Source organism: Streptomyces sp. ITFR-6, from assembly GCF_031844725.1.
Classification (GTDB): domain Bacteria; phylum Actinomycetota; class Actinomycetes; order Streptomycetales; family Streptomycetaceae; genus Streptomyces.
The window spans coordinates 504,565-524,816 of record NZ_CP134612.1 but is presented as its reverse complement, the minus strand read 5'-3'; the positions used below and the strand labels follow the sequence as shown (position 1 = coordinate 524,816).

The window sequence follows — 20,252 nt, the reverse complement described above, 5'->3', positions numbered from 1 at the left end:
CGGATGCGTCACAGACAAGAGGGTGCGATGACCGCAGAGCCCGGGGAGGGACCGCACATGAGGCAACTGCTCGGCGCCTATGTGCTGGACGCGCTCCCGGCCCCGGAGGCGCTGGAGGTCTCCCGCCATCTGCGGAGTTGCGACCGCTGCGCCGCCGACTACGTGGCGGTGGCGGAGGCCGCGGCCATGCTCCCGCTGCTGAGCGAGGAGGACCTCCTTGAGTAGCCCGGCAGATTACGGGAGAGCAGACGCAGCGCGTAGTAGGACCGGGACTTCACGGTCCCAGCCGGAATCCCGAGCACCTCGGCCGTCTCGCCCACACTCAGCCCCCGGAAGTAGATCTGGACCAGCACCGCCCGGTGCTCCGGGCTGAGACCGCGCACCGCCTCGCGCACATCGAGGGCGGCGACAGCGGACTCGGCGGTGTCCTCGCCGCACGGGGCGCTCTCCAGCACCGCGTCGCCCACCTCCGCGGGCCGGGCCAGCCGCGACCTGCGGGCGTCGATCGCCAGCCGGCGGCCCACGGTGAACAGCCAGGGCCGCATCGACTCGTACGGGCCGTCGAAGGCCTCCGGGTGCTGCCAGGCCCGCACCAGGGTCTCCTGGAGCAGGTCCTCGGCCCGCTGCCGGTCTCCGAAGGTCAGACCGAGGAGAAAGTGGAACAGGGCCGGGCCGTGCTGACGCTGCAGATCCGCGAGGGCCCGCTCGTCGGTCGTCGTCGTGGTCATGGTGAACGCCCTTCCCCGCGGAGGTCCCTGCCGCCTCGCTGCTGACTCGCGTATACGAACGCATCCGGGCCCCTGGCAACAGGACAAAAGCCGCCCCGTGCGACGAGCGGTCGCACGGGGCGGCGAATGGTGCGGTGAGCGGTCGGGCGGCGCGGGCGGGAGTGCGGGGGAGGGGCGCTACGGGACGACGGTGACGGGCCAGCGCCCCGCCTTCACCAGACGGACGGCCACCGAGCCGATGAAACGGTGGCCCGCCGACTCCGACGCGCCCACCACCACGGCATCCGCCTTCAGCTCCTCCGCCGCCGTCACCAGGCCGTTGTACGGATCACCGCGGAAGGTGTGGAACTCCCAGCGCACATCCCATATGTCCTTCATCCGCTCGGTCGACTCCCGGATCTCGTTCACCAGCCCCTCCGCGACCTCTCCGGTCGTATCACCGACCGGCACACCGAGCGCGGCACCCGCGGGCAGCACGGGCTGTACGTAGACGAGGGCGAGCATGGCCCGCTGCCGCCGGGCGAGCCCGGCCGCATAGGCCGCGGCACGCATGGACGACTCCGAACCGTCGAGGCCCGCGACGATCACTTTTGGGCCGTCTGTGCCACGTTCGAACTGTTGAGGCTGCTGGTCTGTCACGGCAGTGAGGCTATCCGCTGCCGTGCGGCCCGCCCGTCCGGGCTCTCGGCCGCGGCTGCGCGCGGGCGCCGGTTGCCACGGAAGGGCTCCCCCCATTGGGTGCAAAACCCCGCGTGACCGGTGTCGTTGAGGCAGGTGGGAGCCCGGACGTGCGAGCAGTTGGTCATGAAAAATGATCAGAGGTCACCCATGCGCAGGACGCTGCTGAGGCTGGCCGCCGGACTGGGCGGGGCCTCCCTCGTGCGCCTGGTCGCCGCGGACACCGCAGGCACTCCCTTCCGGCGGCCCGTGGGGCCGTCCGACGCCGCGGCGGGGCCGCCCGCGGCTCTCCGGACCGGACCGCTGTCCTATCGTCTGAGCCCCATGACAGTGAACACTCCGCCCCACTACCGCCCCGCGGCGCCGCCCGTCCGTACTCGGCCGTTCGAGAAGCTGCCCGACATCGGGCACGCGATGGTGCTGACCTTCGACGACGGCCCGGACCCGCTCTACACCCCGCATATCCTGGACACGCTGCGCAAGCACGACGTACGGGCCATGTTCTTCCTCTGCGGGGAGATGGCCAACGACAACCAGGACCTGGTGCGCAGGATCTCCGAGGACGGACACACGGTGGGCAACCACTCGTGGACGCATCCGCTGGTCACCAAGCTCTCCCGGGCGGGCATCACCGACGAACTGGGGCGTACCAGCGAGGTGATCGAGAAGATCACCGGCGCTCCGCCGCTCTGGTACCGGGCGCCCTACGGGGCCTGGAACCGCAACTCGTTCGAGATCGGCGCGGCGATGGGCATGGAACCGATGGCCTGGACGGTGGACACGCTGGACTGGACGGTTCCCGGCACCGACAGCATCGTCGGCCGGGTGAGGGAGGGTGCCGCACCCGGCGTCGTGGTGCTGTCGCACGACGCGGGCGGCAACCGTTCGCAGAGCGTGGCCGCGCTGGAGCGCTATCTGCCCGAGCTGCTGGACGAGGGCTACCGGCTCACCGTGCCGCGGCGCCGCTGAGCCGTGCGGCGGCCGCCGCCCGGGGGGGTGCCTCTATGTCGTTCGTCAAGGCGCCCTATCGGGTTTGGGGTGATTCAGGGTTGCCGGGGTTATGCGGCGAGCTCGATGTCCTTCGGTGTCCGGGATTCGTAGAAGGTGCCGTCGCGGAGCATGGCGGACAGGACGCTGATGCGTTGGCGGGCGAGGCGGAGGAGGGCTTGGGTGTGGGTTTTGCCGCGGGCTCGTTGTCTGTCGTAGTAGGTCCGGGAGGCCGGATCGGCGTTCATGCAGGCGAAGGCGGAGAGGAACATCGCGCGTTTGAGCTGGCGGTTGCCGCCTCGGGGTGCGTGTTCGCCGTGGATCGAGGTGCCCGACGACTTTGTCGTCGGTGCGAGGCCGGCGTAGGAGGCCAGGTGTGCGGCGGTGGGGAAGCTGGTGCCGTCGCCGACGGTGGTCAGCAGGACAGCGGCGGTCCTGACGCCGACGCCGGGCATCGAGGTCAGGACCTGGGAAAGAGGGTGGGCCTCCAGCAGGGCGTTGATCTGGGCTTCCATAGCCCGGCGTTGGGTGTGCACGGCGGTCAGGGAAGCGGCCAGGGAGGGGACGACGATGTCGAGGGTGCCGGTGCCCGGGACGACGACGGTCTGCTCGTCGAGCGCGTCGAAGACCTCATCGATCAGTCGAGCGGCCATGCGTGGGGCCTTCGGGCGGATCAGTTCCACGAAGCCGGCTGCGGCCGGCCTTGCGCAGGGCGGCCGGGGAGCCGTAACGCTCCAGGAGCCAGGTGACGGCTTGGTGGTCCAGGCGCGGTCCCAGGACGCGTTCCAGGGAGGGGTGGAACTGGGTGAGCAGGCCGCGTATCCGGTTGCTGGTGCGGGTGGCCTCGGCGGCGAGGTCCTGGTCGAAGCCGGTCAGTACGGTCAGCTCGGCGGTGATCTCGTCGGTCAGTTCGAGCGAGCGCAGGGTGTGCGGCATGGTTCGTGCGGCGTCCGCGATGACGGCTGCGTCCTTGGCGTCGGTCTTGGCCTCTCCTGGGTAGAGGTCGGCGATGCGGCGCATGGCCAGGCCGGGCAGGTAGGCGACGCGGCAGCCTGCGTCGCGGGCGACGGCCAGGGGCAGGGCGCCGATGGAGGCGGGCTGGTCCACGATGACCAGGACGGTGCCGAACTTCGCGGTCAGCTTGTCGAACACGGCCCGCAGCTTGGGTTCGCTGTTGGGCAGCGGCTTGTCGAAAACCTTCTTCCCGGTCGGGGTGAGTCCGTGTCCGTGGTGGGCGGACTTGCCGACGTCCAGGCCGAGGAACACGCCCACGTCTTCGATCTCGAACATCGCGCCCTTCCAGGGGTTTTGACGGTGCTGGCCTCGGCTCGGGTGTCGTGCTCGCGCATCCACGTTATGCAGACCTGCCGCCCGCGAACTGTCCGGCGTTGCGCCGGACCGGACGGTGGCCGGACCTCTGATCAGCGTCTCCGACGAACACCCCCGGGCCCGGTGACACCACCCCCCAGGTCATGTCTTCGACAGGGGGACACAGTCATGCCGGGCCCGGAGGCCAGCGGCCCCATTGCAGGACCGCGAAAAACATAACGGGGACGGGACCGCCCCCCCGGGGGCCGCGGCCGTCAGCGCGTCGCGATCAGCCGGGCGAAGACCACGACGTTGCCGTCGTAGCCGTTGGCCTTGGTGAATCCGCCGCCGCAGGTGATGACCCGCAGTTCCGCCTTGCCGGTGTCGCCGTACACCCGGGCGCCGGGGAAGTCGTTCTTCGCGAACACCTCGACCCCGTAGACCTCGAACACGGCGACCCGGTCGTCGCTGCGGGTGACCTCGACGCGGTTGCCTTTCTTCAGCGAACCCAGGCTGTAGAAGACGGCCGGACCCGCCTCGTTGTCCACGTGGCCGACGACGACCGAGGTGCCCAGCTGTCCCGGCGCGATGCCGTTCTGGTACCAGCCCGCGAGGTTGGGGTCCTGCGGGGGCGGCGTCTCGATCCAGCCGTCCGGGTCCAGGTTCACGTCGATGACCGGCGCGTCGACCTGGATCGACGGGATGGCGACGCGGTCGACGGGGGCGTACGCCAGCGGCTTGACCACCGGCCCCGACGTGGACGCCGCGGGCACCGCCTTCTGGTGGCCGACGGACGTGGCGGCGACCGGCTGCGGTGGTCCCGGCGAGAGGTCCGCGCCGTTCCGCATCAGCGCGAGACCGGTGAGCATCACCAAGGCGAGCGCGCCCCAGGGCGAGTGTCTGATCCGTTCGGGGTGCCAGTTGTCCCGGCCCATGGTTCTCCCTTCGTCGCGACGAGGGGAACGCTAGGCGCGGGGCGGCCGGGCGGCGATCAGGGAGGGGCGAACGGGTGGCGGCCGGGCGGGCGGCTGCGCATAGGAGTAGTGCGCGGATAAAAGTTCTGACGCTCTGTGACCTGCGAATCCATCAGTTTCACCGGTGTGCGCACGGTGTGTCGGATCACCGGGGTGGAGCAGCGCCGAAATGCGGTGGATCAAGGATCTGGTGAGGGTTCGTCATGGGAGGCGTTCTCGTCGATCCATCCCGGCGCACCGAGCTCCGGGGGCGCTTCCCGCTGGAGGTTCGAACGATGCGTTCTACACGCGCTCTCGTTGTCGCCGCGACCGCCGTCGCCGCCCTCGGGATCGGCGCCCCGATGGCAGCGGCCGGTGGAGATGTCGGGAACGGCCAGAACAACGGGAACAGCCAGAACGACTGGAACGACCCGGGCAACTGGGACAACGGCAATGACAACGGAAACGGGAACGGGAACAACAACAACAACGGCAACAACAACGGCAATGGCAACGGGAACAACAACGGGAACGGGAACGGCCGCAACAACGGTCCGAACAACGTGACCGTCGATCCCGAGCGCGTGCACCAGGGCGCGGCCATGCAGGTCAGCGCGGAGGGCTGCGGCCGGGGCGGCAGCGTCTCGTCCAACGCCTTCCGGACCACGCGGCTCTCGGCGGGCCGGGTCGGTCACGCCAGGGTCCGGATCCTCAACGACGCCACGCCCGGCTCCTACAACCTGACGGTGCGCTGCGACGGCACCGACCGGACGGCCGGGCACCGGTTCACCGTGCTCAACAGCCGTGGCGCACAGGGCGGCCTCGGCGGCTCGATGGCCGCGAGCCCGGCGGACATGGGTGTGGGCGCGGGCCTGGTCGCCTCCGCGGCCCTCGGCGGAGGCATGTACATCATGCGCCGCCGGAGGAACGGTCATGGGGCGGTCTGACCGCGCGGACATACCAGCCGGACCGATAACCACGTCGCCCCGAGTCCTGTGAAAGGACCCGGGGCGACTTCCGTTCCCGCCGGCGGTGCCGGTCAGTGCGAGCGGTTCTCCCTGCGCCGCCGCGCCACGAAGACGGTGCTGGTCGCGGCGGCCACGGCCAGCGCGGTGCCGCCCACGACCATCGCCATGTCCGGGCTGTCGATGCTGCCGCCGAGACCACCCTGAACGCCGGCGGGCGAGGCCGTCGAACTCGTGGTGCTCGTGGAGCTGGTGGTGGGCGTGCTCGTGGCCGCGCTGATCGTGAGGTTCATCTTCGCCGTGGAGCTCGGCGATGTGTTGCAGGTGAACGTCACCTCGTACGCGGCGGCCGGTTTGGCATCCCAGTCGACCGTTGCCCTGGCGGCGCCGCCCCTGGGGATGGTGACGGTGTCGAACACCCCGGAGGACGTCGTGGCCGTCGTCGAGCACCCATTGGCGGCCAGGGTCACCTGACCGCCCGGCGCGATCACCGAGGGCGTGACGGTGTATCCGCTCCCGCCGCCGGGCGGTCCGCCCTCGGTCGCGGCATACGCGGTCACGGCGGGGGCGGTCAGGGCGAGTGCCGCCGCGCCGAGCAGCGCGAGGGGAGCGACACGTATTGCGCGCATGGTGGTTCCTCCGGGTCCCCGAGGAGCAGTTGCGGAACGGATTCCCGCAAAGCATCAGAAATGCGCCTCGATGCCGCCAACGCTAGAAGTGGCGCATTTCGCCCGCGATCGGAGTCGTCCAATGGGGCGCCGCTGTCCCCCGAGCGGCGCACGACCCCAACCCCCTAACCCCCTGAGGCCCGGGGGAACAGATCGAGGAACGGTGCGGCGGTGGCCGAGAGCCCCCGGCCGAAGGGCGAGTCGAAGTCCCAGATCAGGAAGAGCAGAAAGGCGATCAGGACACTGAAGAGGCCGGCCAGCAGGAGTTCCCGGAATGTGCGCCGGATCTGCAGGGCGAAGATCAGCCCCACGGTCACCAGCGCCCCGATGATCAGCCCGAACCAGACGACCCCCGGCATGGTGGCCCCCGCGCTCTGCCCGCGTGCACTGCGGGCGTCGTCGGCCGCGGCGATCTGGTCGACGAGCGGCTGGTAGGCCTGTCCCTCGTGGTCCGTCTTCGGCTTGTAGTCGGTGACATCGGCGCGCACCCGGTCAAGGAGCTGCGAGCCGCGGTCGTCGAGCCTGCCGTGGTCGATCATGGTCTGCCACTCGTCGTGCACGACGAAGCTGACGTAGGCGTCGACGTCCGCGCGGATCCGGGTGCGTACCTCGACCGGGTAGACGGATGAGCGTGCGTCGACCTCGTGGAGCGCCTGTGCCTCCTGGCGGACGTACTCCTGGGCGGCTCCGCGGCCCTCCCAGACGCCCGCGATGGCGAGGCCCAGCACGATCGCGTAGACCACGCCGATCATCATCGTCATGTACTCGATGACGTCAGGGGTTTCGGACGGGTCGTCGTCCTCGGGAAGCCGGCGGTTGTTGAGTACGGCGATGGTCAGCACCACGGCGGTGGCCGCGACCATGGCGAAGGTGAGAACAAGCCATTCCGACATGTGGGTCTCCGAAGGTCATCGGGAACGGGGCCGCAGCACGGCGACGGCGAACACCGCGGGGGCCGTGATCATCAAGGTGAGCGTGACCAGGGAGGTATGGCGCTCCGGGGCCTTCCGGACCGGCCTGCGGTAGGCGGGCAGGGCCACCGGCCGGGGCGTGGGGCGCGCGGACGGCGAGGGTGAGGGTGAGGGGACCGGCGACGGAGGCGGCGGCGGTGGCGGAGGAGGCGGAGGAGGCGGTGGTGCCGGCTCCGGCGCGGGCGGCGCGGGCGCCACTGGTGCTGGTGGGGGCGGTGGTGGAGGGGGAGGGGGCGGTGGAGGCGGCGGGGGCCGGGGCGAGGGCGGTGGCGTGGGCTTGGGCTTCGGGCCCGCGTGACAACTGCCGTCACCGCTGCTGGCGACCGCCGAACTGCCCCCGTCGTCGCCGATCGAGGCGTACCCGCAGTTGCTCGCCACCGCGGGCACCGGGGCGGTCAGCAGCCAGATGAGTGCGACGGCCGCCGAGAGCCGGCCGATGAGTGATCCGTACACGACCGGGAGCATGTTCCGGGCCGCACGTCGGCACGCCGCACCGCCGTCGGATTCCCCTGATGGTGGGGACCTGAGGCACTGGGTGTTTGAGGCCGGGGAAAATTCTGCGGACGCATCGAACAAAGAGGGCCCATGCGGACCCGCTCATGGTCATGCGTCACACGATTCCGCATCGCAACTGCCAGCGTCGGCAGGAGAGTTGACATGCACATCGGCTGATCCGGTTCGCGTGCGGCGGCCGCGCGCCCGCTTCGGCGGCGGTGGGCCGGCCGGTGTCAACAGCCCCGGAGCCGGGGGAAGATGGTGCGTGGTGTCCCGCAATGCCGAGTCGGCCGATACGTCAAAGTAGTTCTATTGCGAACCTTTTTCAGGGGTTCCGTCGGCCGAATGTCACACGCAGCGACGAGACGGTTGCAGTTGCCACGTGTGTGACCAATAACGGACCGCTAATTTCCGTTTCCGCTCGCTCTCCTGGCGGGCGATCAGTAGCCTCTGGTCAACACTGACCATGAACATGGCCGGATCGCCGTGGCGACTTGTTGGAGAGATCGATGGAGCGTCCCGCCTGGGCACCGCAAGGCATTGACATTTCGGTGCCGAGCGTGTCCCGAATGTATGACTTCTATCTGGGCGGCTCGCACAATTTCGAGGTGGACCGGGAAGCGGCCCGCAAGGCCATGGAGTTCATGCCGGGACTTCCCAAGATCATGCAGGCGAACCGTGCCTTTATGCGCCGGGCAGTGCGCTACGCCCTCGATGAGGGGATCTCCCAGTTCCTGGACATCGGTTCCGGGATACCGACCTTCGGTAATGTCCACGAGGTCGCCCAGGGCATCGCCCCCGAGGCCCGGGTGGCGTACGTCGACCACGATCCGGTCGCGGTCGCACACAGCCAGGCCGTACTTGAGGGCAATTCCGCAGCGGTGATCGCCACCGCCGATCTGCGCCGCCCGCAGGAGATCCGGGACAACCCGGAGATCTCCGGACTCCTCGACTTCGACCGGCCGGTGGCGCTGCTGCTCGTCGCCGTACTCCACTTCATCGAGGACTCCGACGAGCCGCACAAGGCGGTCGCGGAACTGCGGGACCTCCTGGCCCCCGGCAGCCTCCTCGTCGTCACCCACGCCTCGTACGAGGGCATCCCGCTGACGCGGGAGGAGGCCGGCGGCGCGGTCGGGGTGTACAAAAACATCCGCAACCCGCTGGTCATGCGCCCGTCCGACGAGATCGGCCGGTTCTTCGACGGGTACGAGATGGTCGACCCCGGCCTGGTGCCGATGCCGAACTGGCGCCCCGACACCCCGGTGGCGCAGGGCGGTGAAGACCCGTACGCCTTCTCGGGCTTCGCGGGAGTGGGACGCAAGGCGTGAGCATTCCCGCCCAGTCGTCCGGCGCACCGGACGCGGAGCCCGACGGCCCCGAGGATCGGCTCCGGCGATTCGCCACGATCTGGAGCCGGGCCATATTCCCGTCGACGGCCACCTCCCTGACCCGCCCGGAGTTCGAGCACCATCTGCTCCCGCTGGCCCGCATGCTCAGCGACACCCTGCACGCCCGCCCCTTCGACGCCGTATCGGCGGCCGGGGTGGGCGGCGCGCTCGTCGCCGCGCACTGCACGGACCCGGACGCGCTCAGCTCCACGCTCGGCGTCGTCGACTCCTACCTCGTCCTGTACTGCGGGAACAACGGCCCGGTGGCACTGGCGACCGAAGACAGCCGGTCCCGCTGCGCCAGGATCCAGCACGCCGTCGCGGGCGGCTTCAGCCAGGCGCTGCGCGAGCGGACCCTCGCCGAGCAGGAGGCCATCGCCCGCTCGGCGCTCGCCGCGCGCTCCCACGCCGAACAGGCGCTGCACGCGACCGAGGCGCGGTTCCGGGCCGTCTTCAAGGACGCCGCCATCGGCATCGGGATCGCCGACCTCGAAGGCAACGTGCTGGAGGTCAACGACACCCTCACCCGGATGTTCGGCGGGCTCGACCATCACGTGCGCAGCCACCGCGTCAACGAGTGGGTCCACCCGGAGGACTCCCCGAAGGTCTGGAAGTACTACAACGAGCTGGTGAGCGGCGAGCGCGACCACTACCGGGTCGAGAAGGCGTTCTACCGCAACGACGGCACGGTCCTGTGGACCAATCTGACGGTGTCCCTGCTGCGTGACGCGGAGGGCAACCCGGAATACCAGCTGGCGTTGATGGAGGACACCACGGAGCGCAGGCTGCTGAATCTGCGCCTCCGTTACGAGGCCACGCACGACGCGCTCACCGGCCTGCCGAACCGGACGCTCTTTTTCGAGCGCCTCGAGAAAGCGCTCTCGGCCGGTGACGGCAGCCGTTTCGGGCTCTGCTATCTGGACCTGGACGGCTTCAAGGCGATCAACGACAGCCTGGGTCACGCCTCGGGCGACCGGCTGCTCGTGGAGGTCGCGGACCGGCTGCAGAGCTGCGCGACCGCGCCGGGCGAGATGGTGGCACGGCTCGGCGGCGACGAGTTCGTGGCGCTGACGACCGGTCCCGACACGGCCTCGGAGGTCGACGAACTGGCCTGCCGCATCCTCGGGGTGCTCGCCACACCGATCCGGCTGGACGGGCGTGAGCTCACCGTCCGGGGGTCCATCGGGGTCGTCGAGGGGCCGGCCGGTGAGCGCAGCGCCGCCGAGGTGCTGCGCAGCGCCGACATCACGATGTACCGGGCCAAGTCCGCGGGCGGCAACCGCTTCGAGCTGGCCGACGCGGAGGCGGACGCCCGCGCCATCACCCGGCACGGGCTGACCACGGCGCTGCCGGCCGCGCTGGAGCGCGGCGAGTTCTTCATCGAGTACCAGCCGCTGGTGCACCTCGGGGACGGCTCTGTGCACGGGGCGGAGGCGCTGGTGCGCTGGTGCCACCCGCAGCACGGGGTGCTGGGGCCCGACCGCTTCATCGCGCTCGCCGAGCACACCGGGCTGATCGTGCCGCTCGGCCGCTGGGTGCTGGAGGAGTCGGTACGGCAGGCCAACTTCTGGCAGGAGCGGCACACCGACGGGGGCCCGCTGCGGATCAACGTCAACCTCTCGCCCGCGCAGCTGCACCATCCGCGTCTGGTAGCCGAGACCGTCGATGTCCTGGAGCGCTCCGGGCTGGAGCCCGCCGCGCTGTGCCTGGAGGTCACCGAGTCGGCGCTCATCGGCGCCGACGACGATCTGCTGAAGCCGCTGCGCCAACTGTCCGAGATGGGCGTCGGCATAGCGCTCGACGACTTCGGCACGGGTTACTCGAACCTGGCGAACCTGCGGCGGCTACCGGTGAGCGTGCTGAAGCTGGACCGCTCCTTCACCCAGGGGATGCAGCACCACCCGGCCGATCCGGTGGACCTGAAGATCGTCGAGGGCATCGTGTCGCTCGCGCACAGCCTGGACCTGGCGGTGACGGTGGAGGGCGTGGAGACGGGGGCCCAGGCGGAGCAGCTGCGGGAGCTGGGCTGCGACACGGCCCAGGGCTGGTACTACGCGCGGCCGGGCGCCCCGGACCGGATCCACTCGCTGCTGCTGGCCGACGCGGTGTGAGCGGCGGACGCTCCGGCTCCGGGCGCGTCAGGCGCCCGGAGGCGAGGCGTCCGCTCGGCTCGCCAGCAGCAACCGCTGGAACTCGCGCGCCGCCCGCGGCGGAGCCACGTCACTGCGGTGCGCGAGCGCGATCGTGCGGCGGAGCCCCGGTTTCGCCAGTGGCGTCGTCCGCAGGTCGTGGCCCGCCCGGGTGGCCACCATGCTCGGGACCACCGCGATGCCGAGACCGGCCCGTACGACACCGAGCACCGCGTCCATCTCGCCGCCCTCCACGGTGAACGACGGCTCGAAGCCCTCGGCGCGGCAGGCGGCCACGGTCAGCTCCCGCAGGTCGTAGCCGTGCCGGAACATCACCAGCGGCTCGCTCTGCAGATCCGCGATCCGGACGCGCCCGCCCCGGCCGGGTCGGGGTCCCGCCGCCGACGAGACCACCACCAGATCCTCCTGGAGCAGCTCCACCGTGGTCAGGGCCGGTGAGGCCGCGGGGAGCGGAAGCACCACGAGAGCGAGATCGAGGGCGCCGCGCGCCAGCTCCCGTACCAAGTCGTGCGAGCCGCCCTCCTCCAGCAGCAGCTGGATGCCCGGGTGCAGATCGTGGAAGGCGCGCAGCACGTCGGGCAGCAGCCCCGTGCAGACGCTGGGCGTCGCGCCGAGCCGGACCCGGCCCCGGCGCAGCTGGGCCAGCTCCTGGACCTCGTGCCTGGCGGTGTCCGCGTCGGCCAGGATGCGCCGGGCCAGCGGCAGCAGCGCCTCGCCCGCGTCGGTCAGCGCGATGTTCCCCCGGGCGCGGCTGAACAGCTCGGCCCCCAGCTCGCTCTCCAGCGCCCTGATCTGTTGCGAGAGCGAGGGCTGCGACACATGTACGTCCTCTGCGGCGCGGGTGAAGTGGCGGGCCTCGGCCACGGCCACGAAATACATCAGCTGCTGGAACTGCATGCACTCACCGTAGCCCGCCCGATAGGCAGCGGCTATGGACATGAGCCGCGCCATGTCTTGGACTGATCGGTCCCTTCGGCTCTAGCGTCGTGTCCATGGCATTGGCAACACGGGCGGACCGACGGCCGTCCATGACGCGTTCGCTCTGGGACTCCTCCGTCGGCAAGAAGACGATCATGGCCGTGAGCGGCCTGATCATGCTCCTCTACTTGGTCGTCCACATGGTCGGCAACCTGAAGATCTTCTTCGGACCGGGCGAGTTCAACGGCTACGCGCACTGGCTGCGTGTGATGGGCGAGCCGTTCCTGCACCACGAGTGGGCGCTGTGGATCGTCCGGCTGGTGCTCGTCGCCGCCGTGGTGCTGCACGCCGTCTCCGCGTACCAGCTCAGCCGCCGCGACCTGAGGGCGCGGCCCAGCAAGTACGTGCACCGGAAGCCGCGCGCCAGCTATGCCACCAACACCATGCGCTACGGCGGCGTCATCCTCGCGCTGTTCATCGTCTGGCACATCCTGGACCTGACGACCGGCACCGTGCACTCGGGCGGATTCCAGTCCGGACACCCGTACCAGAACGTCATCGACACCTTCTCCACCTGGTACGGCAACGTCATCTACATCGTCGCCATGCTCGCCATGGGCCTGCACGTCCAGCACGGGTTCTGGAGCGCGGCACAGACCCTCGGCGCCGGCCGCGCGACCCGCGACCGCGTCCTGAAGACCCTCGCCAACGCGCTCGCGCTGGTGCTGACGGCAGGCTTCGTCTCGGTACCCGTCGCCGTCATGACCGGAGTGGTGAGCTGACATGAACGACTACACGGACTACGCGACCGGCGAGCCCCTCGCCGACACCCGCGCCCCCGGCGGGCCCGTCGCGGAACGCTGGGACACCCGCCGCTTCGAGGCGAAGCTGGTCAACCCGGCCAACCGCCGCAAGCACACCGTCATCGTCATCGGCACCGGACTGGCCGGCGGCTCCGCCGGCGCCACACTGGCCGAACAGGGCTACCACGTCGTCCAGTTCTGCTTCCAGGACTCGCCCCGCCGGGCTCACTCGGTGGCCGCCCAGGGCGGCATCAACGCCGCGAAGAACTACCGCAACGACGGCGACTCGGTCCACCGGCTCTTCTACGACACGGTCAAGGGCGGCGACTTCCGCGCCCGCGAGTCCAACGTGCACCGGCTCGCCCAGATCTCCGTCGAGATCATCGACCAGTGCGTGGCCCAGGGCGTCCCCTTCGCCCGCGAGTACGGCGGACTCCTGGACAACCGCTCCTTCGGCGGCGTCCAGGTCTCCCGCACCTTCTACGCCCGGGGCCAGACGGGGCAGCAGCTGCTCCTCGGCGCCTACCAGGCGCTGTCCCGGCAGATCGCCGCGGGCAACGTCGAACTGCACCCCCGCACCGAGATGCTCGACCTGATCGTCGTCGACGGCAAGGCCCGCGGCATCGTCGCCCGCGACCTGGTCACCGGGAAGATCGAGACGTACTTCGCCGACGCGGTCGTGCTGGCCAGCGGCGGATACGGCAACGTCTTCTACCTGTCGACCAACGCCATGAACTCCAACGCCACCGCCATCTGGCGCGCCCACCGGCGCGGCGCGTACTTCGCCAATCCGTGCTTCACCCAGATCCACCCCACCTGCATCCCGCGCACCGGCGACCACCAGTCCAAGCTGACGCTGATGAGCGAGTCGCTGCGCAACGACGGCCGGATCTGGGTCCCGAAGGCCAAGGGCGACACCCGCCCCGCGAACGAGATCCCCGAGGAGGAGCGCGACTACTACCTGGAGCGCGTCTACCCCGCCTTCGGGAACCTGGTGCCCCGCGACATCGCCTCCCGCGCGGCGAAGAACGTCTGCGACGAGGGCCGCGGCGTCGGCCCCGGCGGGCAGGGCGTCTACCTGGACTTCGCGGAGGCCATCGCGCGGATGGGCCGGGCGAAGGTCGAGGAGAAGTACGGCAACCTCTTCGACATGTACGCGCGGATCACCGCGGAGAACCCGTACGAGACACCGATGCGCATCTACCCGGCCGTGCACTACACGATGGGCGGGCTCTGGGTCGACTACGACCTCCAGACCACGATCCCCGGCCTGTTCGCGATCGGTGAGGCGAACTTCTCCGACCACGGGGCCAACCGGCTCGGCGCCTCCGCGCTGATGCAGGGCCTCGCGGACGGCTACTTCGTCCTCCCGTCGACGATCAACGACTACCTGGCCCGCAACCCGCACCACGAGAAGGTCGACGCCTCGCACCCAGAGGTGGAGGAGGCGGTGGCCGAGACCGAGGACCGGATCAACCTGCTGCTGGCCGTCGACGGCGACCGCACCCCCGACTCCTTCCACCGGGAGATCGGTGAACTCATGTGGGAGTACTGCGGAATGGCCCGCACCGAGGAGGGGCTGCGCAAGGCGCTCGGCAAGCTGCCGCTGATCCGCGAGGAGTTCTGGCGGCGCATCAAGGTCCCCGGTACCGGCGAGGAGTTCAACCAGTCGCTGGAGAAGGCCAACCGCATCGTCGACTACCTGGAGCTCGCCGAGCTGATGTGCCTCGACGCACTGCACCGCGCCGAGTCCTGCGGCGGGCACTTTCGTGAGGAGTCGCAGACCCCGGACGGCGAGGCCGCCCGGCGCGACGAGGAGTTCTCCTACGCCGCGGCCTGGGAGTTCACAGAGACCGGCGACGCTCCCGTCCTGCACAAGGAAGACCTGGTCTTCGAGTACGTCCACCCCACTCAGCGGAGCTACGCATGAAGCTCACCTTGCGCGTCTGGCGCCAGAAGAACGCCGACGCCCCCGGCGCCATGTCCACCTACCAAGTGGACGGCATCTCCCAGGACATGTCCTTCCTGGAGATGCTCGACACCCTCAACGAGGAACTCATCCTCGAAGGGGACGACCCCGTCGCGTTCGACCACGACTGCCGCGAAGGCATCTGCGGCGCGTGCAGCCTGGTCATCAACGGGGACGCCCACGGCCCGGAGCGCACCACCACCTGCCAGCTCCACATGCGGTCCTTCGAGGACGGCGACACCATCGACATCGAGCCCTGGCGCGCCTCGGCCTTCCCGGTCGTCAAGGACCTGGTCGTGGACCGCTCGGCCTTCGACCGGATCATCCAGGCCGGCGGCTACATCTCCGCCCCGACCGGTACGGCACCGGACGCGCACGCCACCCCGGTGCCCAAGCCGGACGCCGACTTCGCCTTCGAGCACGCCGAGTGCATCGGCTGCGGTGCCTGCGTGGCGGCCTGTCCCAACGGCTCCGCGATGCTCTTCACCTCGGCGAAGGTCAACCACCTGAACGTGCTGCCGCAGGGCGCCCCGGAGCGTGAGACCCGGGTGCTGGACATGGTGGGGCAGATGGACGCCGAGGGCTTCGGCGGCTGCACCCTCACGGGGGAGTGCGCCACGGCCTGCCCGAAGGGCATCCCGCTGCCGTCGATCTCCGCGATGAACAAGGAGTGGCTGCGGGCGACCCGCAAGGTCCACCGCTGACGCGCCGGAGCCCCGGCTCCGGAGGCGGGCGGCCTCCGGAGCCGGGGCTCCGTCACTTCGTCGTCCCGTCGGTCAGGACGTCACGGAGAGGTCGTCGCCGTAGACCGTGCCCTGCCCGTACCAGCCGTGCAGATACACCGTCACCGCACCGCTGGCCCCGGTGGTGAAGGCCACCGACTGCTTGGCGTACCCACTGGAAGAGCCCCAGGTGCTGGCCGTGGCCCCGCCCTTGACGCCGAGGTAGCCGTAGCTGCCCTGCACCCAACCGCTCAGCGTGTACTTGGTGTTGGGGGACAGCGTCAGCGTCTGCGTGCACTCGCCGGTCTGCGAGGCGGTGGCCGCCGCGGCGAGCGCGTGCGAGCCGCCGTGCACCGGGGTGGAGACGACCGCGCCACCGGACTCACAGGTCCAGGGGCCGAGCGAACCCGTCTCGAAGTCGCCGTTCACCAGCGATCCGGTACCGCCCCCGGGGCCGGAGACCGTCAGCGTGAAGACCGCCGCGTGGCTCAGCGTGCCCGCCGCACCGGTCACAGTGACCTTGTACGTGCCGGGCGCCGCCGAGGCCGAGGCGGTGAGCTTCAGCGCCGAGGTACCGCCCGCGGTGACCGACGTCGGGCTGAGCGTGGCCGTGACACCGGTCGGCGCCCCGCTCGTCGTCAGCGCCACCGTCTTCGCGCTGCCGGAGGTGACCGCGGTGCTCACGGTCGCCGTGGTCGAACCGCCGGGCGCGACCGTCGCCGAACCGGGGGCGACGGCCACCGAGTAGTCGTCCGTCACCGGACCGGTGCCGCCGCCCGTGGTGAAGGGCGCGAACGTGTGGCTGAAGTACCAGGTGTCCTGGGCGATCCCGGAGCAGGTGTCGCTGCCCCCGGTGCCGGGGCAGCCGCCGTTGTCACGCTGCAGCGCCCAGAACGACAGGGTGCTGACGCCCTTGGAGACGGCCCAGTTGTACACCGAGGTGGCATCCGCCGTGGTGAACGTCTCGGCGGGGCCGTAGTCGTCGATGCCCGGCATCTCGATGATCCCGGTCATGCCCCACAGCTGGGCCTCGGTCTTCGACGGGTAGAGCTTGGCCAGCTGGCCCTTCAGTCCGGTGATCGCCGTCTGGGTGTCCTGCGCCATGTTGTGCGAGGCACCGTCGTAGTAGTCGAACGTCATGAGGTTCACGACATCGACCTGCGCGCCGTTGGTCACCGCGTTCTTGAGCACCGCGAGCCCGCTGGAGGCGAGTCCGCTGGTCGTGGTGGGCAGGGTGTACGAGATCTGCACCGAGCGGCCGTTGGCGGCGGCCCAGTCCTGCACCTTCTTGATCGCCTTGTTGCGGCGGTCGATCCCGGCGCTGTTCTCCAGCGAGTTGTCCTCGATGTCCATGTCCAGGCGGGACACGTCGTAGGTCGTGATGACCTTCTCGTACGCCGCGGCGATGGAGTCGACGTTCGTGCAGCTGTCGGCGATCTCGGTACCGCCGTTGTCGGCCGCGTACCCGCCGAACGACGGGATCACGTCACCGCCGCGCGACCGGATGGTCGTGAAGTCGGCGCCGTACTCGGACTGGGCGATCGGCGTGCTCGAATCCCCGTTCCAGTACGGGGTGCAGGAACCCCGGGCCTCGGCCTGGACGAAGGCCATGGTCAGATACTTGGCACCGGACGCCTGCGAGAGGGCGGCCGGGCTGTCTCCGTTGTACGCCTCGAAGTACGGGGCGAAGACATGCGCGGGCAGGGGAGTGGCGGCGGTGGCGGCGGCCTGCGCACCGGCGCCTGATCCGAGGACCAGGCCGGCGGACGCGACGGCCGTGGCCAGCGCGCTCAGGACGGCGGCGACTGTTCTTGGACGTCTCATGGGGTAGCTCCCAGCGAGTGAGACAACGGGCGGATCGCACGGCTCTGCCACGCCCGTCGAGGGCGTGGTCCGTTCCTGTGAATCCCGGCCGGGGGTCACATGCCGCACGGCGTGGAGCGGCCGTGAGGCATGCCCATAATTGGTCTGGACCAGGTAACTGTCAACGTTCTTTACTGTTTTATTTCCCTTCGGCTGCCCGAACCGGCAACCGGCAGGACAATTGGGGGAGGTGAGGAGGAAAGAACGGTCAGTCGAGGTGGAGCGAGGCCCGGAGGTACGCCGCAGTCCGGCTGCCCTCCGCCCGCGCCACGGCCGAGGGCGGGCCCGTCGCCACGATCCGGCCGCCCCGGTCGCCGCCGCCCGGCCCGAGGTCGATCACCCAGTCGGCGCCCGCGACCACGGCCATGTCGTGCTCGACGACCACCACGGTGCTGCCCGCGTCGACCAGCCCGTGCAACTGCCGCATCAGCACCTCGACATCGGCCGGATGCAAGCCCGTCGTCGGCTCGTCCAGCAGGTACAGCGTGTGGCCCCGGCGGGCGCGTTGGAGCTCGGCGGCCAGCTTGATCCGCTGGGCCTCGCCGCCGGAGAGCTCGGTCGCCGGCTGCCCGAGCCGCAGATAGCCGAGCCCCACGTCGAGCAGGGTCCGCAGACTTCGTTCGGCGCCGGGCGTACCGGCGAAGAATTCGGCCGCCGACTCCACCGTGAGATCCAGCACCTGGGCGATGTTCAGCCCGCGCAGGGTGACTTCGAGGGTCTGCGGGTTGTACCGCGCGCCGTGGCAGTCCGGGCAGGGCGCGTACGTACTGGGCAGGAAGAGCAGCTCCACGGAGACGAACCCCTCACCCTGGCAGGTCTCGCACCGCCCGCCCGCCACGTTGAAGGAGAACCGCCCGGCCCGGTAACCGCGCTCGACCGCCGTGTCCGTCCCGGCGAACAGCTTGCGCACGACGTCGAACAGCCCGGTGTACGTCGCCAGGTTGGAACGCGGCGTACGGCCGATGGGCTTCTGGTCGACCTGGACGAGGCGGTCCACCGCTTCCAGCCCCTCGGCCGACGCGCACCCGGGTACCGGCCGCTTGCTCGGCTGGTCCGCCTCGGCCTGAGCCGGGGCCCGCCGGTCGGCCAGCACGTCCGCCAGGACCTGCCCCACCAGCGTCGACTTGCCGGAGCCGGAGACCCCGGTGACGGCGGTGAACACCCCGAGTGGGAAGGCGGCGTCCACGCCGCGCACATTGTGCCGGTCCACGCCGTGCAGCCGCAGCCACCCGGTGGGCTCCCGCACCTCGCGCACCGGGGCCGGCGCGTCGTCGAAGAGGAAGCGACGCGTCGCCGACTCCTCGACATCGGCGAGACCGGCCGGCGGGCCGCTGTGCAGCACCCGGCCGCCGTGCTCGCCGGCCAGCGGCCCCACGTCGACCAGCCAGTCGGCCCGCCGCACCACATCCATCTGGTGCTCCACGACGAAGACGCTGTTCCCGGCCTCCTTCAGCCGGCCGAGCACCCCGAGCAGCGATTCGGTGTCCGCCGGGTGCAGACCGGCGGACGGCTCGTCCAGTACGTAGACGACGCCGAACAGCCCCGATCTCAACTGGGTTGCCAGCCGCAGCCGTTGCAGCTCGCCGGAGGAGAGCGTCGGGGCCGCGCGGTCCAGGCTGAGATAGCCGAGCCCCAGCTCGGTGACCGTCTCGATGCGGGCCAGCAGATCGGCCGTCAGCACCCAGGCGGTGTCGCCCCCGCCGGCCGCCGTCAGTGCCTCGGCGAGCCCGGTGAGCGGGAGCCCCGCCAGCTCCGCGATCGTCCGGCCGGCGAAGGTGACCGCCATGGCCTCCGGCCGCAGCCGGCTGCCGTCGCAGACCGGACACGGCTCACTGGTCAGGAAGCGCTCCGCCTTCGTCCGCAGGGACCGGCTCTTGGTGTCCGCGAAGGTATGCATCACATAGCGGCGCGCGCTCATGTACGTACCCTGGTAGGGGCGTTGGATCCGGCCCGCGTCACGCACCGGATGGACCGTCACCACCGGTTGCTCGTCGGTGAACAGGATCCACTCCCGGTCTGCCGGGTCGAGCTCACGCCACGGCCGGCCGACGTCGTATCCCAGGGCGTCCAGCACATCGCGCAGGTTCTTGCCCTGCCAGGCCCCGGGCCAGGCGGCGATCGCGCCGTCCCTGATCGACAGCGAGGGGTCGGGGACCAGCAGCTCCTCCGTGGTGCGGTGCATCCGGCCGAGACCGTGGCAGCGCGGACAGGCCCCCGCGGCGGTGTTCGGTGAGAACGCGTCGGAGTCCAGCCGCTCGGCACCCTCCGGATACGCCCCGGCCCGGGAGAAGAGCATCCGCAGCGAGTTGGACAGCGTGGTCACCGTCCCCACGGAGGACCTGGCGCCGGGCGCGGAGCGGCGCTGCTCCAGCGACACGGCGGGCGGCAGCCCGGTGATCTCGCCCACCGCTGGTGCGCCGACCTGGTGGATCAGCCGCCGGGCGTACGGGGCGACGGACTCGAAATAGCGGCGCTGGGCCTCCGCGTAGATCGTCCCGAAGGCCAGCGAGGACTTCCCGGAGCCGGAGACACCGGTGAAGACGGTGAGGGTGTCGCGCGGGATGTCGACCCGGACGTCCTGGAGGTTGTGCTCGCGGGCGCCGCGGACCCTGACGTACGGGTCGTGGGGGGTGGGCATGGGGGCGGGGACTCCGTACGGTTCGGGGCGGGCCGACCAGGATAGACA

General features: G+C 70.4%; 17 protein-coding genes and 1 pseudogene. 8 read left to right on the top strand and 10 right to left on the bottom strand.

What is annotated here, in order from left to right:
- The first annotated feature begins 27 nt into the window (after nucleotides 1-27).
- On the top strand, nucleotides 28-225 hold the full coding sequence (locus RLT59_RS02215) for a zf-HC2 domain-containing protein (protein ID WP_311301780.1): 198 nt from the start codon (nucleotides 28-30) through the stop codon (nucleotides 223-225).
- Here RLT59_RS02215 and RLT59_RS02210 read toward each other — a convergent pair.
- Together RLT59_RS02210 and RLT59_RS02205 are read right to left on the bottom strand one after the other, a co-directional pair.
- Nucleotides 159-728, bottom strand: a complete 570-nt coding sequence (locus RLT59_RS02210; protein WP_311301779.1) for a sigma-70 family RNA polymerase sigma factor — start codon at nucleotides 726-728, stop codon at nucleotides 159-161. The two genes, RLT59_RS02215 and RLT59_RS02210, sit on opposite strands and share 67 nt — an antisense overlap.
- Nucleotides 729-905: 177 nt before the next feature.
- Entirely contained in the window at nucleotides 906-1,367 is a 462-nt protein-coding gene (locus RLT59_RS02205; protein ID WP_311301778.1) for a universal stress protein, read from the bottom strand.
- A gap of 165 nt (nucleotides 1,368-1,532) precedes the next feature.
- Here RLT59_RS02205 and RLT59_RS02200 point away from each other — a divergent pair, with 165 nt between their 5' ends.
- A complete protein-coding gene (locus RLT59_RS02200) occupies nucleotides 1,533-2,375 on the top strand; it encodes a polysaccharide deacetylase family protein (protein ID WP_311301777.1) in 843 nt (280 codons plus the stop codon).
- 89 nt (nucleotides 2,376-2,464) lie between these two features.
- Here RLT59_RS02200 and RLT59_RS02195 read toward each other — a convergent pair.
- Nucleotides 2,465-3,683: pseudogene (locus RLT59_RS02195) on the bottom strand (IS110 family transposase).
- Between the two features lie 293 nt (nucleotides 3,684-3,976).
- The gene (locus tag RLT59_RS02190) at nucleotides 3,977-4,636 is read right to left on the bottom strand and encodes a class F sortase (RefSeq protein ID WP_311301776.1); all 660 of its coding nucleotides are present in this window, start codon (nucleotides 4,634-4,636) and stop codon (nucleotides 3,977-3,979) included.
- Between the two features lie 314 nt (nucleotides 4,637-4,950).
- Between RLT59_RS02190 and RLT59_RS02185 the strand changes: the two genes are divergently transcribed.
- Complete coding sequence (locus RLT59_RS02185) at nucleotides 4,951-5,601, top strand: hypothetical protein (protein ID WP_311301775.1); 651 nt, start codon at nucleotides 4,951-4,953, stop codon at nucleotides 5,599-5,601.
- Between the two features lie 92 nt (nucleotides 5,602-5,693).
- Here RLT59_RS02185 and RLT59_RS02180 read toward each other — a convergent pair whose 3' ends face one another.
- From RLT59_RS02180 to RLT59_RS02170, 3 genes are all read right to left on the bottom strand, one after another.
- A complete protein-coding gene (locus RLT59_RS02180; RefSeq protein ID WP_311301774.1) occupies nucleotides 5,694-6,248 on the bottom strand; it encodes a hypothetical protein in 555 nt (184 codons plus the stop codon).
- A gap of 164 nt (nucleotides 6,249-6,412) precedes the next feature.
- Nucleotides 6,413-7,180, bottom strand: coding sequence for a bestrophin-like domain (locus tag RLT59_RS02175; protein ID WP_311301773.1), 768 nt, complete (start codon nucleotides 7,178-7,180; stop codon nucleotides 6,413-6,415).
- A 15-nt stretch (nucleotides 7,181-7,195) separates the two neighbouring features.
- Nucleotides 7,196-7,327: a hypothetical protein gene (locus RLT59_RS02170; protein WP_311301772.1), complete on the bottom strand. Its 132-nt coding sequence runs from the start codon at nucleotides 7,325-7,327 to the stop codon at nucleotides 7,196-7,198.
- A gap of 935 nt (nucleotides 7,328-8,262) precedes the next feature.
- On the opposite strand from RLT59_RS02170, the gene RLT59_RS02165 reads away from it, so the two are divergent.
- Nucleotides 8,263-9,081 carry an SAM-dependent methyltransferase gene (locus RLT59_RS02165; protein ID WP_311301771.1) on the top strand — a complete coding sequence of 273 codons (819 nt, stop codon included), beginning with the start codon at nucleotides 8,263-8,265 and terminating at the stop codon, nucleotides 9,079-9,081.
- Nucleotides 9,078-11,252 (top strand): putative bifunctional diguanylate cyclase/phosphodiesterase, encoded by a 2,175-nt coding sequence (locus RLT59_RS02160; protein WP_311301770.1) that lies wholly within the window; start codon nucleotides 9,078-9,080, stop codon nucleotides 11,250-11,252. Before RLT59_RS02165 ends, RLT59_RS02160 begins: the two co-directional genes overlap by 4 nt.
- A 27-nt stretch (nucleotides 11,253-11,279) precedes the next feature.
- Here the strand turns inward: RLT59_RS02160 and RLT59_RS02155 are convergent, their stop codons facing one another.
- Nucleotides 11,280-12,188 carry a LysR family transcriptional regulator gene (locus tag RLT59_RS02155; protein WP_311301769.1) on the bottom strand — a complete coding sequence of 303 codons (909 nt, stop codon included), beginning with the start codon at nucleotides 12,186-12,188 and terminating at the stop codon, nucleotides 11,280-11,282.
- A gap of 95 nt (nucleotides 12,189-12,283) precedes the next feature.
- Between RLT59_RS02155 and RLT59_RS02150 the strand changes: the two genes are divergently transcribed.
- Genes RLT59_RS02150 through RLT59_RS02140 form a run of 3 tightly spaced genes read left to right on the top strand, consistent with a single transcriptional unit; the run spans nucleotide 12,284 to nucleotide 15,685 of the window.
- A complete protein-coding gene (locus RLT59_RS02150; RefSeq protein ID WP_311301768.1) occupies nucleotides 12,284-12,991 on the top strand; it encodes a succinate dehydrogenase in 708 nt (235 codons plus the stop codon).
- A 1-nt stretch (nucleotide 12,992) separates the two neighbouring features.
- On the top strand, nucleotides 12,993-14,942 hold the full coding sequence (locus RLT59_RS02145; RefSeq protein WP_311301767.1) for a fumarate reductase/succinate dehydrogenase flavoprotein subunit: 1,950 nt from the start codon (nucleotides 12,993-12,995) through the stop codon (nucleotides 14,940-14,942).
- Complete coding sequence (locus RLT59_RS02140) at nucleotides 14,939-15,685, top strand: succinate dehydrogenase/fumarate reductase iron-sulfur subunit (RefSeq protein ID WP_311301766.1); 747 nt, start codon at nucleotides 14,939-14,941, stop codon at nucleotides 15,683-15,685. Before RLT59_RS02145 ends, RLT59_RS02140 begins: the two co-directional genes overlap by 4 nt.
- A 72-nt stretch (nucleotides 15,686-15,757) precedes the next feature.
- On the opposite strand, the gene RLT59_RS02135 is transcribed toward RLT59_RS02140, so the two are convergent.
- A complete protein-coding gene (locus RLT59_RS02135) occupies nucleotides 15,758-17,527 on the bottom strand; it encodes a glycosyl hydrolase family 18 protein (RefSeq protein WP_311301765.1) in 1,770 nt (589 codons plus the stop codon).
- 247 nt (nucleotides 17,528-17,774) lie between these two features.
- Nucleotides 17,775-20,204, bottom strand: a complete 2,430-nt coding sequence (locus tag RLT59_RS02130) for an excinuclease ABC subunit UvrA (RefSeq protein ID WP_311301764.1) — start codon at nucleotides 20,202-20,204, stop codon at nucleotides 17,775-17,777.
- Between the last annotated feature and the right edge of the window lie 48 nt (nucleotides 20,205-20,252).

Excerpts from the sequence above, each read along its gene's own strand:
- RLT59_RS02185 (WP_311301775.1), top strand. The coding sequence starts at position 4,951 with ATGCGTTCTACACGCGCTCTCGTTGTCGCCGCGACCGCCGTCGCCGCC.
- RLT59_RS02130 (WP_311301764.1), bottom strand. The coding sequence starts at position 20,204 with ATGCCCACCCCCCACGACCCGTACGTCAGGGTCCGCGGCGCCCGCGAG.
- RLT59_RS02135 (WP_311301765.1), bottom strand. The coding sequence starts at position 17,527 with ATGAGACGTCCAAGAACAGTCGCCGCCGTCCTGAGCGCGCTGGCCACG.
- RLT59_RS02200 (WP_311301777.1), top strand. The coding sequence starts at position 1,533 with ATGAAAAATGATCAGAGGTCACCCATGCGCAGGACGCTGCTGAGGCTG.
- RLT59_RS02140 (WP_311301766.1), top strand. The coding sequence starts at position 14,939 with ATGAAGCTCACCTTGCGCGTCTGGCGCCAGAAGAACGCCGACGCCCCC.
- RLT59_RS02215 (WP_311301780.1), top strand. The coding sequence starts at position 28 with ATGACCGCAGAGCCCGGGGAGGGACCGCACATGAGGCAACTGCTCGGC.
- RLT59_RS02180 (WP_311301774.1), bottom strand. The coding sequence starts at position 6,248 with ATGCGCGCAATACGTGTCGCTCCCCTCGCGCTGCTCGGCGCGGCGGCA.
- RLT59_RS02150 (WP_311301768.1), top strand. The coding sequence starts at position 12,284 with ATGGCATTGGCAACACGGGCGGACCGACGGCCGTCCATGACGCGTTCG.
- RLT59_RS02210 (WP_311301779.1), bottom strand. The coding sequence starts at position 728 with ATGACCACGACGACGACCGACGAGCGGGCCCTCGCGGATCTGCAGCGT.
- RLT59_RS02190 (WP_311301776.1), bottom strand. The coding sequence starts at position 4,636 with ATGGGCCGGGACAACTGGCACCCCGAACGGATCAGACACTCGCCCTGG.
- RLT59_RS02155 (WP_311301769.1), bottom strand. The coding sequence starts at position 12,188 with ATGCAGTTCCAGCAGCTGATGTATTTCGTGGCCGTGGCCGAGGCCCGC.
- RLT59_RS02145 (WP_311301767.1), top strand. The coding sequence starts at position 12,993 with ATGAACGACTACACGGACTACGCGACCGGCGAGCCCCTCGCCGACACC.
- RLT59_RS02165 (WP_311301771.1), top strand. The coding sequence starts at position 8,263 with ATGGAGCGTCCCGCCTGGGCACCGCAAGGCATTGACATTTCGGTGCCG.
- RLT59_RS02175 (WP_311301773.1), bottom strand. The coding sequence starts at position 7,180 with ATGTCGGAATGGCTTGTTCTCACCTTCGCCATGGTCGCGGCCACCGCC.